Origin of the sequence: Sorangium sp. So ce321, assembly GCF_051530195.1 — a bacterium.
In the GTDB taxonomy this organism is placed as follows: Bacteria; Myxococcota_A; Polyangia; order Polyangiales; family Polyangiaceae; genus Sorangium.
The window spans coordinates 11,042,285-11,054,189 of sequence record NZ_CP150329.1 but is presented as its reverse complement, the minus strand read 5'-3'; the positions used below and the strand labels follow the sequence as shown (position 1 = coordinate 11,054,189).

Sequence of the window (11,905 nt, the reverse complement as noted above, 5' to 3'; positions counted from 1 at the left end):
CCGCTCACGACCCGAGCTCGCGAGGCGATCGAGGAGCTCCGCGAGGAGGTGCCGCTCGCCCACGTCCCCATCCCGCCGCGACGTTGTTATCGACGATATCAAATTCTTGTTAGCGACAAAAATACGTGCTAACGTTGATCCGGTATCATCGATAACAGGGCCGCGCTGCGTGCGGTCCGCGACCAAGGAAGAGGTCCCATGATCATCGTCACCGGAGCGACGGGCCAGCTCGGCCATGCCATCGTGGAGCGCCTGCTCGAGCGCGTCGACGCGGGCCAGATCGGGGTCAGCGTGCGCGATCCGAAGAAGGCCGAGGATCTCGCCGCGCGCGGGGTGCGCGTCCGGCGCGGCGACTTCGACGACGCCGCGAGCCTCCGCGACGCCTTCGAGGGGGCGTCGCAGGTGCTGATCGTGTCGTCGAACGCCCGCGCGTCCGGCGGCGACCCGATCGCCCAGCACCGCACCGCTCTCGCGGCCGCGCGCGAGGTCGGCGCCCGGCGGGTCCTCTACACGAGCCACATGGGCGCGAGCGCGACGTCGGCGTTCCCGCCGATGCACGACCACGCGGCGACAGCGCCCCTGCTCGAGGCCGCGGGGATGCCGTTCACGTCGCTTCGCCACGGCTTCTACGCCGCGACCGCGGTCGAGCAGGTGCGCCGCGCGCTCGCGAGCGGAGAGCTCGTCGCGCCGGAGGACGGCAAGGTCTCGTGGACGGCGCGCGAGGACCTCGCCGAGGCCGACGCGATCGTCCTCGCCTCGGAGGCGGCCCGCTTCGAGGGGCCGACCCCGGCCCTCACCGGCTCGGAGGCGCTCGATCTCGCCGATCTGGCCGCGATCGCATCCGACCTCACGGGCCGCACGATCAAGCGCGTCACCGTGCCCGACGACGCGTACCGCGCGAGCCTCGCCGCGAGGGGCGTGCCGGAGCGCATCCAGGACATGACCCTCGGCCTGTTCATCGCCAGCCGCCAGGGGGAATTCGCGCGCGTCGATCCCACGCTGGAGCAGCTCCTCGGGCGTCCTCCGCGCCGGGTGCGCGAGCTCCTGGCCCGCGCGCTTCAGCGCTGACCCGAAGGGGTCGCGTCCGCTCCACGGCCCGCGGGCGCCGGCCGAGGCATGCATCGCCCGCACGACCGCGCGACCGCGCCGTGGTTGCCGCCGAATGCGCTGCTGAAGCGATACGCCAGCGCGAGCTATCGGTCGTATCCGTGCGAGGTGTCGTCAGCGCCTGTCGGGGCGGCTCACGACGAGCGCACCGGTCTGGACGTAGCGCTCGTAGACGACACGCAGCTCCGCGTCGTTGAGCCCCCGCCCGTCGCTGCCGATGATGTAGAGCCCGCGCTCCGGGTCGCGGTAGACGTTCGCCTGGAACTCCTCCCAGCTCAAATCGGTGTCTTCGCTCGGCGCGGATTCGTCAGCCTCGGATGAAGAGGAGGGATCCACGCTGCCGCAACCGGCGAGCACGAGCGCCATCAAGGGCGCACAGAGAAGGACGGACAGGGAGCGCCCGATGCGGCTCCTGGACAGACGCCCCGAAGACGAACCTTGATTCATTGGAACACCTTTCGCAGACAGGTCACACGTCGCTTGCAACCAAGAGAATCTCGCCGGCGGCGATTCGACAGCCAGCCCCGCCAGCATCTCGCATGATGGCACAGGAATCGAGGAACATGGAAGTCCCGTGCGGGAGCTTCAGCGCACCTTGGTCGAGCTATGCTTACAGACGGCGCCTGGATCTCGTCTCCTGCTCGCGGCTTCTTCGCTCTGGTTCCTTCACAGGGCAGCGCGGAGGCAAGAGAGGCGTCGTTGCTCGCCGAGCGCGTCTCTGGTCCTCGGAGGCGGGGTCGCCCCCTCTGACGGAGCCGCCTTCGACCGTCGGCTCGCGGCGCGCTGCCCGGCGAGCTCCCAGGTCCGAGATGAACCTCCCGAGCGCGCGATGAGGGCCTAGCGGGGCGCCCCTCGCGCCTGCGCCGCCCGGCGCCAGCGCTCGGGGAGGCGGACGAGCAGCATCGCGAGCCCGGGGAGCAGCACGACGCCCGCGACCAGCAGCAGCACCGACGTGAGCCGCGCCGCGGAGGCGCCCACGGCCGCGTAGGTCGCCGAGATGCCCAGGTTGGCCAGGGCGGTGACCGTGAAGAACGCGCCGCGGGGCATGCGGCCCGCGCCGGCGAAGATGACCGAGGCCTCCGAGAGCACCGGCACGCCGCGGAAGAGCAGCAAGAACCAGACGCCATGCCGCGCCGCGGCCCCGTTCAGGCGCGCCAGCTCGGCGTCGCCCACCATCCGCTTCAGCGCCGGCGCGCCGGCCCGCGCGCCGAGCCAGTACCCGAGCGCAGCGCCCGCCGTCATGCCCGCCCAGGAGACCGCCGTCCCGCGCCAGAAGCCGAGGAGCCCGCCCGCGGCCGTGCTCACGAAGCTGGACGGCACCGGCAGCACCACGTCGCCCGCGAGCAGCCCTCCCAGCACGAGCGCCGTCGCGGCGCCCGATGGGGGCGACGCGAGCAGCCCCCGGGCCGCCGCCTCGAGGCGGTCGGCGAACAGGAAGAACGGCACGAGGATGGCCGCGAGGAGCAGGCCAGAGAAGACGGCCCACCCCGGCCAGGAGCGCCGCGCGCGCGCCGGCGCGCCGGGGACGGGCGTGTGCCCGGGGGGGCGGGTCGATCCAGGACCAGAAGAAGATACCGGCATCAGCGCTCCGGGGCCGTGGGAGGCCGGCCCGCCGCGGGGTGGAGCCGCCGGCCAGCGCCCGAGTATAGGTCGCCTGGGACGCTCCGCCCCGGCCGTGAGCCCGGGAGGGCGGGGGAGCGCCCCGCGGACCAGGCGCCCCTCGGACCCCCTCGGACCACAGCTCCTCGCGCGGGCGGAGCCGCTTTCCGCCTCGACAGCCCGGCGCGCGCGGCCCCGAGCTCTGGTATGCACGCCCTCAGGCTTTACCCACGCGACCCTGCCGATGAAGCTTGCTCCCCGTCTCACTCGCGCGCGGGCCGCGCTCCCGGCGCGGAGCGCGCCGTCCTGGTGCTCCCGGCGCGCCCCTCTCCTCGTGCTGGCGCTCGCGTCCGCGTGCGGCGGCCCCCCGGGCGCCGCGCCCGGCGCCGGCGGCGGTGGTGACGCCGGCGGCGGTGGTGACGCCGGCGGCGGCGGTGACCCCGGCGGCGGCGGTGACGGCGGTCGCGGCGGGCAGGGCGGCGCCGGCGGGCAGGGCGGAAGCGCGGCGAGCGCCGGGCAGGGCGGCGCGACATGTCACGATTACGCGACGTTCGACAGGGGGCGCCCCGTCGACTTCAGGGCGGAGGTGCTGCCGCTGCTCCAGCGCTCGTGCGCGACCGGACCCGCGTGCCACTCCAGCAAGGTGGGCTCGCCGGTGCAGCCCTACCTGGGACCGACCGCGGAGACGCCGGCGGGGGAGGTCGGCGCCGCGGAGCTCGCCGCGATCCGCGCGCAGATCGTCGACGTCGACTCGGGAGAGGCCGCCGGGATGAAGCGCGTGGCGCCGGGGGACCCGGAGCACAGCTTCCTCATGCACAAGATCGACGGCACGCTGGCGTGCGAGCTCCTCTCGTGCCCCGAGAGCTGCGGTCTCGCCATGCCGCCGACGTTGAGGCCGCTCTCGTCCGTCGAGAAGGACACGGTTCGCCGCTGGATCGCCCACGGGGCCGCAATCGAGTGAGCGGCGCCGCCGGCGCCCGACGTCATCACCGAAAGGAGAACAGGCACGATGTCGCACAGGAGCCGATCCCCGCGCTTCACGTTCGGTATGCTCGCCGCGGCGAGCGCTCTGCTGGCCCTCGGCTGCGGCGACGACGGGGCGCAGCCGGCCGCGCCCGGCACCGGCGGAGGGCCCGGGACGCCGCCTGTCGAGCCGGAGGTCCAGACAGCGCGCGACTACCCCGACCTCGTCGAGGCGGTCAGCTCGTTCGGCGCCGTCCTCCTCGACAACGCGCTGTACACGTACGGCGGGAACCTGGGCGGCGAGTTCGCGGCCGACAACCAGTCGAGCGCCTTCCGGCGCCTCTCGCTCGCGCCGGGCGGCGCGTGGGAAGACCTCGGGGCCGTGGAGCACCTCGAGAGCACGGCGCTCGTGGCGCACGGCGGCCTCGTGGTCCGCGTCGGCGGCCTGCGCGCGGACAACGCCGCCGGCGACCCCGAGGAGCTCGTCTCGGTGAGCACCGTGGAGCGCTACGATCCGAGCACGGGGAAGTGGCAGGCGCTGCCGGACATGCCCGAGGGCCGCTCCGGGCACGGGGCCGTGATCGTGGGCGATCGCCTCTACGCGGTGGCCGGCTGGGAGCTCATCGGAGCAGGGGAGTTCCGGACGGGTGGGTTCATGCTCGATCTGTCGGCGCCCGACGCGGCGTGGGTGCCCCTGCCGGACCCGCCGTTCCAGCTCCGCTCGCTGGGCATCGCGAAGCGCGGTGACGTGATCTACGCGATGGGGGGTGTGGGCGACGCCCAGGAGTTCTCCGGCGAGGTCTACACGTTCGACACGAAGACCGAGACCTGGGCGCCGGGCCCCGAGCTCCCCTCGGAGATCCCGATCAAGGGCTTCGGCGCGACGGCGTGCAGCGATGACGAGGACCTCTACGTCAACTACGCCGACGGCCTCTTCCGGCTCAACGAGGCCGGCGACGGCTGGGAGCCCGCCGGACAGCTCGAGTTCACGCGCTACTTCAGCCCCCTGACCTGCCCGGGCAACGGCGAGGTGATCGTGGTCGGCGGGCGCTCCGCGGCGAGCAACGAGCTGACGGCCTCGGTCGAGTCGGTCGACGTGGCGAAGTGATCGCGCCCGGCTGACGCCCCGCCACGGTGCGAGCGCGAGACGCGCGGTGCGAGCGCGAGACGCGCGGCGCGGGGACCGTGCTGGGCTCACGCGAGCCTCTCTCGGGCGACCCATTCTGGACTGATCATTCCAGAATGATCGGTCCAGAATGGGCCGCAGCGAGAGGGCACTGGGCTCGAGCATGGCGCCAGCCTGCGCGGTGCGAAACCGCGGATTCTGGTGGAGGTTTCCGCTCTGGCCGTCGGTTTCGTCCCGGACGACAGCAACAAGCAGGCGTCCCGACACACAGCCGTCGCAAAGACTCTCCAGGCTATGCAGCGCGTCTTTGTGCCTGCTGCTGTCCATCACCCCCAAGGCTCACCATGTCCGACATGTTCGTCGTCCACTCGGGCGCCCTCCCCTCTTCCACCAAGCTCGTGGCGTTTCATGGCACCGAGGGCATCTCGAAGCTCTATCGCTTCGAGCTCTACCTGATAACGACGCTCGACGTCGGCCATGAGATCGACATGGCCGCGGCCGTGGGCCAGCCGGTCACCGTCTCCCTGGAGCGGAGCGACGGCGGCGAGCGCTTCGTTCGGAGCGGCGTGATCGGCAGCATCGAGCTCATCAACGACTTCGCCGGTCGGTGCGTCTTCCGGGCCACCATGGTCCCGCGCCTCCAGCTGCTCACCCTGTCGGTCCACAGCCGTATCTTCAGCGAGAAGGCCATCCCGGAGATCCTCCAGAGCGTCCTTCAACAGGGCGGCGTGACGGACTGCTCGCTCCAGCTCCGGGGCGCCTACCGCCCCGAAGAGCATGTCTGCCAGTACCGCGAGAGCGACTATGCCTTCATCGCCCGGTGGATGGAGCGCGAAGGCATCTACTATTATTTCGAGCACGGGGAGGGCGGCGAGACGCTGGTGCTGACCGACGATCGGTCGTCCCATCAGCCCGGTGCCAGCAAGCCCGTTCGTTATTACCCGCAGCCCAGCGCCAACACGGCGAGGGACACCATCCGCGCGTTCACCTGCCGGCACGGCACCGTGCCCGGCGCGGTCCGCCTCAAGGACTATGACTACGCCAACCCGGCCGTGCCGGTCTCCGGGCAGGCGTCGGTCTCCGCCAACGGCTTCGGTGAGGTCAGCCTGTACGGCGCGCGGTTCTTCTCGCCGAGCGAGGGGGAGCGGCTGGCGCGGATCAAGGCCGAGAGCCTCTCCGCGGCCGGCGTCGTCTACCAGGCGACGGGCGCGGCGGTGACGATGAACCCCGGGTTTACCTTCGAGATCGAGGAGCATCCGTGGGCCGCGTTCAACACGAAGTACCTGACCACCGAGGTCGAGCACTGGGCCAACCAGGCCCCGGAGGTGCCCGAGCTCGAGGGGCTCACGCCGTGGAAGGATAACTATCGTATCGAGGCCAGGGCCATCGCCGCGACGGCGCAGTTCCGCGCGCCGCAGGTCACCGAGTGGCCGCGCATCTACGGCACCGAGCCCGCGGTCGTCGATGGTGCGGCGGTCAGCGAGTACGCCCAGATCGACAGCCATGGTCGCTACCGGGTCAAGTTTCACTTCGACGAGAGCGACCTGACCGGGGGGAAGGCGTCGACCTGGGTCCGGATGCTCCAGCCTCATGGCGGCGGCATCGAGGGCTTCCACTTCCCGCTCCGAGCGGGCACGGAGGTCATGTGCGCCTTTGCGGGGGGCGACCCCGACAGGCCGGCCATCGTCGGGGTCGCGCCCAACGCGCTGACGCCGAGCCCGGTCACCTCGGGGAACAACACGCGGAACGTGCTCCAGACGGGCGGACGGAACCGGCTCGAGCTGGAGGACCAGGCCGGGCAAGAGCGGATCACCCTGTCGACGCCCTACGATAACACCTACATCCGGATGGGGGCGCCCAACGCCGGCGCGTCGTATGAAGTCAAGTCGCAGGGCCACGCCTACACGTGGATCGGAGGCTCCTCCGAGAACATCGTGACCGGCAACCGGACGGCGATCACCGTGGGTATCTCCGAGAGCATCGTGGGAGGCTTCGCCTTGAGCATCATCGGGGGATACTCCGGGAGCTTCGTCGCTGGATACTCGCAGAACGTGGTCCTGGGCTATCGCGACACACGCATCGTCGGCAACGAGAAAACGAGGGTCTACGGAAAGCGAGATACCTTCATCGCGAAGAGCCGGAACACGAAAATCGTCGGCGACGACACGTCCTTGCTCATGGCCAATCGCAGTGTCACCATCAGAGGCAACAGTGGTCTGGTCGTCTCGGGGAACCGCACCACCCGGATCGTGGGGAACGACAGGGGCACGGTCCAAGGTTCGCGAACGAGCCATGTGATCGGAGATAGCGACTCGAAAGTCTGGCGCAACAGCACGAAAGAGATCCTGGGCACGAAGAAGAACCGAATCGTCGGTCGCGTCACCTCCGACCTGCTCGCAGGGCATAAAACTACCGTTCACGCGGGGGGAACCGAGGCGACGATCAGGGGTGGCACCACCACCGAGATCTTCGGCACGAGGAAAACCACGGTCACTGGGCGGAGCGAAAGCACCATCAATGGCCCCGCCGAAAGCACAGTGACCGGTCTTTACAAGACCAAGATCGGGTCGCGCGTCGAGGTCATCAACGGAACGAAATACGAGAATATCAAGGGGCTGGCATTCAAGAAAGCTCCTAACGAGATCAAGGAATTGAAACTTTCGACCATCAGGGCAAAGGGTTACAACGCCGCACACGAGATCATGAAGATCAAGACCCACCTCGGGCTCACGAACGCGGATTTGCACATCCTGAAGTGATCCACCTGGCGCGTGTGGAACAGGCTCCCGCTCGGCGCTGAGCCATGCGACCCATCGAGCCCTCTACCCTGGATTTCGTCGGATGAAAATCGTCAAGCCCATGCGTCTCGGGGTGGTGCCCAGGGTCTTCATGAACCAGCGCACCCCGCACCTCCTGATCACCGCCTTCGTCGGCTTCTCCTATGAAAAGCCGGCCCGGCTGCTCTACGAGCCGACGGTCTGGACGATGGCCACGGAGGAGCTCGGCAAGGATGGCCTCTTCGACGAGTTCAACCCCAAGACCCGGGGCGAGCTCCTCGTCACGGGCCGCTGCTATCCGCCGGGGCGCGTCGCTCGCCCCGCGAGCTCGGTCCGCGTGAAGCTCGGATCCATCGACAAGAACCTCTACGTCATCGGCGACCGGACGTGGGGGCTGCTCGGCATGTCGGACCCGACGCCTTTCACCGAGATGCCGGTCACCTGGCGCAACGCCTTTGGCGGAGAGGGGTTCGCCAAGAACCCGCTGGGCAAGGGCCACGGCGACAGGAGCGCAGCGCTGCCCAACATCGAGTCGCCCAGGCACCTGATCCGCGCGCGCGGCGACCGCCCGGCGCCCGCCGGTCTCGACGGGTACGACGTCACCTGGCCCCAGAGGTTCTCCAAGATCGGCACCTGCGATACAGCGTGGCGCGAGGAGTGCTTCCCTGGTTTTGCGCGGGATATGGACCCGACGCTGTTCAACATGGCCCCGGACGATCAGCAGATCGACGGGTTCTTCCGGGGCGACGAGAGCTTCGTGGTCGAGAACATGCACCCCGACAAGCCCCGGATCGAGGGCGCCCTCCCCGGGGTCGCGAGCCGGTGCTTCATCTGTCTCAAGACGAGCGACGGGGTGGAGATCCGCGAGCCCGCCATGAAGCTCGACACGGTGCGCCTGTTCCCGCACCGCGAGCGGGGAGTCGTCCTCTTCCGCGGCGGCATCGAGGTCGCCGAGGACGACGCGAAGGACGTGGTGGCCGTGCTGGTCGCCTGCGAGGCCATGGGCGCTCCCAGGCCCGCCGCGTATTACCACGAGTACCTGGCCCCCCGGCTTGGCCTCCGGAGCCCCGATCTCCCGGACGACGAGGATGACGTGCTCATGCCCGAGCCCGAGGATCCGGAGGCGCCGCCGCTGCCCGATGACAGGCTCTCGGGGCTCGCGTCAAGGCTCAGACGGCAGGGGTTTCTGGGAGGTACTCCGGATCGGGCCGTCAGAGGCGCGGCCGCGGCCAGCGCGGCCGCGGCCGGAGTCGCCGCCACCGGTGTCCGCGGAGCCGGAGCAGAGAGGGACCCCGACATCGAAGAGATGGAGGCCGACCTCGCCGGGGTGGGGATCGACCCCGAGCACCTCGGCGCCGCGGCCAACGAGGACCAGCCGGATCCGGCCATGGACCTCCCAGAGGGCAGGGAGGAAGAGGAGAGCCTCGCGTGGTCCGAGCCCGAGTCTGAGGCGCACCACGACGCCGACCCGGAGCCGATCGAGCCTGCGGCCGCGACGACGGCCCCCGATCTGGCAGACGACGCCGATGACGCCGAGATGCTTCGCCAGCAGGATGCGATCCTGGAGCTGGCCAAGAAGCGGATGCGGGACCAGGGCATCGATGCCGAGGCCTATCTCTCCCAGCAAGGCCCCACCGAGGACCCCGAGCCCCTCGATGAATCCGAGGAGGCCGCGGTCAGCCTGGTCGAGAGCCAGATCGCCGGCCGAGCGTTGAAGACTGAAGGAGTGGACGTCGGTGCGCTGCTCGCGGAAGCGCGCCGGCGCGCCGCCGACCAGCCGGGCGAGATCTCGGTGCTGGAGACGCGCGAGCGCTTGCGGCAAGCGATGCAGCGCGAGGGCGTCGCACCGGACAAAACCGAAGAGATCCTGTCGACGGTGGACTGGCAAGGGCTCGAGGACGAGCCCCAGGCCGACCTCGACGACGACATCTCCGACGAGGCGCCCGAGGCCGCCCGCGCCCAGCCCGAGGAGCCAGCCGGAGACACCTTTCCAGAGGACGAGTCCGCTGAGTTTGCCGAGGGCGAGTCCGCTGAGTTTGCCGAGGGCGACGCGCCTGAATCTGCCGAGGACGAGGCCGCTGAGTTTGCCGAGGACGACGCCCCTGAATTTGCGGAGGGACTGGACGAGAAGGCCTCGTTGCGCGCCGAATGGGGCCAAGAGGGGCGGCTGCTCGCGCATCTCTTGCCGGCCTCGGCGCGCCTCGAGAGCGAAGAGGTGCTGCGAGTTCGCCACGAGGTCGAGGCCGGGCACAACGAAGGGCGGAGCTTTGCGGGGTGCGACCTCACGGGCGCCGACCTCTCTCATCTCGACCTGGCGGGAATCGACCTCTCCGGCGCCATCCTCGAGTCGGCCTTTCTCAACGGGAGCAACCTGCGAAAGGCGAACCTCACAGGAGCCATCCTGGCGCACGCGAACCTGGAGGGCGCGGATCTCTCGGAGGCCAAGCTCGATGGGGCCAATCTCGGCTCGGCGTGTCTGCGGGACGTGAAGGCTCGCGGAGGCGTCGATTTCGGCGAGGCCGTGCTCGTCAAGGCCGACCTCTGGGGAGCGGACCTGTCCGGGGCCAAGCTCTCGGGCGCCGACCTCTCCGAGGCCAATCTCCGCGACACCAACCTGGAGGGCGTCGTCGCAGAGAAGGCGACCTTCCAGAGCGTGGACCTCACGGGAGCGCGCCTCGTGGGCGCGCGGCTCTCGGGGGCCACGTTCAACGAGGTGAACGTGACCGAGGTCGACTTCACCGGCGTCGACCTGAGCTCCGCCACCTTCATCGCCGCCGAGGGCGACGGCGCCATCTTCCGGGACGTCGTGGCCAGGGACCTCGCGAGCGTGAAGGGCTCGTCCTTCGCGGGCGCGGACTTCAGCGGTGCGACGCTCACCGGCGCGAACCTGATGGGGACGTGCCTTCGCGGCAGCGACTTCTCCGACGCCGACCTGCGCGGCGCGTTGCTCGACGAGGCGGACCTGACCGAGGCGACCCTGGATCGCGCGAACCTCGTCGAGGCCATGCTGACCCGGACCAACCTGACCGGGGCGTCGCTCTACGCCGCTGACCTGAGGCAGGGCGTCATGAACAGCGCGTGCGTCCGTGGGGCCATCTTCGAGAAGGCCAACCTGTTCGGCGTGTGCGCCGACAGGATGATCGGAGACAACGATACGAGCTTCGAGGGCGCCAACCTCAAGCGACTTCGGGTGATCCCGGCCCAGAGGCAGCATGGATAGAGATGCGCTGCGCAAGCTGATCGAAGAGGGAGAGGTCGTCTCGGAGCTGGACCTGTCGGGCCTCGACCTGTCGGGCCTCGACCTCTCCGGCGGGATCTTCGAGGATGTCCGCTTCGCCGGCGCCAACCTGGCGGGCGTCAAGGTGCGCGAGGCGATCTTCCACCGCTGCGACCTCGCGGGAGCGAACCTGAAGGGGCTGGATTTTCACCTTGGCACCTCCATGGACTGCACGTTCGCGGGGGCTGCGCTCGCCGACGCCTCGCTGGTTGGAGCGAGCTTCTCGCACGTGAACCTCGAAGCGGCCGATCTGACCGGAGCGGACCTCTCGTCGGTCGGCATCGAGCACGCCAGCCTCAAGAACACCCGATGGGTCCGTGCCAACCTGACGGACGCCTCCCTGTTTCAGACCGAGAACGCAGGCGCGGACTTCTCCCACGCCAACCTGACCAAGTCGGTCCTGTTCCGTCAGGACCTGTCCCAGGCCGTTCTCACGGGCGCTGCCCTCGCGGAAGCGATCCTGGTCGAGGTGCGGATGGGGCCCAAGGACTTCCGGCGGATGGACCTCAGCGGGGCGCAATTCACGAACGCCGACCTGCACGGCTGCGACTTCTCCGGGGCCACGCTGACGCAATGCAGCTTCAAGGGCGCCGACCTCACCGGGGCCAGGCTGGATGGGGCCATCGCCCAGCTGGCCGTCTTCGTCGAGGCGATCATGACGAACGCGAGCCTCACCCAGGCCGACCTGACCCAGGCGCTCTTCGTCGACGCGCGTGTGGGCGCCGCGAACTTCTCGGGCGCGCGGCTCGAGACGAGCGTCTGGCACCGAGCGAGCTGCACGGGTGCCCGCTTCTGCCGGGCGGACCTGAGCTATGCAGACCTCTCCCACGCCGACGTGTCCTTCGCCGATTTCTCCGACGCGACGCTGGCGCGCGCGCGGCTGCACCGCGTGACGGACAAGGGCACGATCTGGCCGCTGAGCAAGGCGCTGGCGCACGGCGACGACGAGGAGCTCAAGGAAGCAGAAGACTGGCAGGCCAGCGTCCTCGGGCAGCCGGCCGGCGGCCAACGTACCCCGCACGCATGAGGAAAACGATGCAGAGCGTAGCAAGGACG

General features: G+C 69.9%; 8 protein-coding genes. 6 read left to right on the top strand and 2 right to left on the bottom strand.

Going from position 1 to position 11,905, the window contains the following annotated elements; translation table 11 throughout:
• The first annotated feature begins 198 nt into the window (after positions 1-198).
• The gene (locus WME89_RS40885; protein ID WP_438005002.1) at positions 199-1,068 is read left to right on the top strand and encodes an SDR family oxidoreductase; all 870 of its coding nucleotides are present in this window, start codon (positions 199-201) and stop codon (positions 1,066-1,068) included.
• A gap of 153 nt (positions 1,069-1,221) precedes the next feature.
• On the opposite strand, the gene WME89_RS40880 is transcribed toward WME89_RS40885, so the two are convergent.
• Both WME89_RS40880 and WME89_RS40875 read right to left on the bottom strand, forming a co-directional pair.
• Positions 1,222-1,473 (bottom strand): hypothetical protein, encoded by a 252-nt coding sequence (locus tag WME89_RS40880; protein ID WP_438005001.1) that lies wholly within the window; start codon positions 1,471-1,473, stop codon positions 1,222-1,224.
• Between the two features lie 471 nt (positions 1,474-1,944).
• Entirely contained in the window at positions 1,945-2,688 is a 744-nt protein-coding gene (locus WME89_RS40875) for a TVP38/TMEM64 family protein (protein ID WP_438005000.1), read from the bottom strand.
• Between the two features lie 262 nt (positions 2,689-2,950).
• On the opposite strand from WME89_RS40875, the gene WME89_RS40870 reads away from it, so the two are divergent.
• The 5 genes from WME89_RS40870 to WME89_RS40850 all read left to right on the top strand — a co-directional run bounded on the left by WME89_RS40870 (position 2,951) and on the right by WME89_RS40850 (position 11,876).
• Positions 2,951-3,667, top strand: coding sequence for a hypothetical protein (locus tag WME89_RS40870; RefSeq protein WP_438004999.1), 717 nt, complete (start codon positions 2,951-2,953; stop codon positions 3,665-3,667).
• A gap of 48 nt (positions 3,668-3,715) precedes the next feature.
• Complete coding sequence (locus tag WME89_RS40865) at positions 3,716-4,777, top strand: Kelch repeat-containing protein (protein ID WP_438004998.1); 1,062 nt, start codon at positions 3,716-3,718, stop codon at positions 4,775-4,777.
• A gap of 362 nt (positions 4,778-5,139) precedes the next feature.
• Complete coding sequence (locus WME89_RS40860) at positions 5,140-7,554, top strand: type VI secretion system Vgr family protein (RefSeq protein ID WP_438004997.1); 2,415 nt, start codon at positions 5,140-5,142, stop codon at positions 7,552-7,554.
• A gap of 82 nt (positions 7,555-7,636) precedes the next feature.
• Positions 7,637-10,792, top strand: coding sequence for a DUF2169 domain-containing protein (locus WME89_RS40855; protein WP_438004996.1), 3,156 nt, complete (start codon positions 7,637-7,639; stop codon positions 10,790-10,792).
• Positions 10,785-11,876 (top strand): pentapeptide repeat-containing protein, encoded by a 1,092-nt coding sequence (locus tag WME89_RS40850; RefSeq protein ID WP_438004995.1) that lies wholly within the window; start codon positions 10,785-10,787, stop codon positions 11,874-11,876. The genes WME89_RS40855 and WME89_RS40850 overlap by 8 nt, the downstream gene beginning before the upstream one ends.
• Positions 11,877-11,905: the final 29 nt, after the last annotated feature.

What these genes read in the sequence shown, in the direction of transcription:
- WME89_RS40885 (WP_438005002.1), top strand. Translation starts at nt 199, where the DNA reads ATGATCATCGTCACCGGAGCGACGGGCCAGCTCGGCCATGCCATCGTG.
- WME89_RS40880 (WP_438005001.1), bottom strand. Translation starts at nt 1,473, where the DNA reads ATGGCGCTCGTGCTCGCCGGTTGCGGCAGCGTGGATCCCTCCTCTTCA.
- WME89_RS40875 (WP_438005000.1), bottom strand. Translation starts at nt 2,688, where the DNA reads ATGCCGGTATCTTCTTCTGGTCCTGGATCGACCCGCCCCCCCGGGCAC.
- WME89_RS40870 (WP_438004999.1), top strand. Translation starts at nt 2,951, where the DNA reads ATGAAGCTTGCTCCCCGTCTCACTCGCGCGCGGGCCGCGCTCCCGGCG.
- WME89_RS40865 (WP_438004998.1), top strand. Translation starts at nt 3,716, where the DNA reads ATGTCGCACAGGAGCCGATCCCCGCGCTTCACGTTCGGTATGCTCGCC.
- WME89_RS40860 (WP_438004997.1), top strand. Translation starts at nt 5,140, where the DNA reads ATGTCCGACATGTTCGTCGTCCACTCGGGCGCCCTCCCCTCTTCCACC.
- WME89_RS40855 (WP_438004996.1), top strand. Translation starts at nt 7,637, where the DNA reads ATGAAAATCGTCAAGCCCATGCGTCTCGGGGTGGTGCCCAGGGTCTTC.
- WME89_RS40850 (WP_438004995.1), top strand. Translation starts at nt 10,785, where the DNA reads ATGGATAGAGATGCGCTGCGCAAGCTGATCGAAGAGGGAGAGGTCGTC.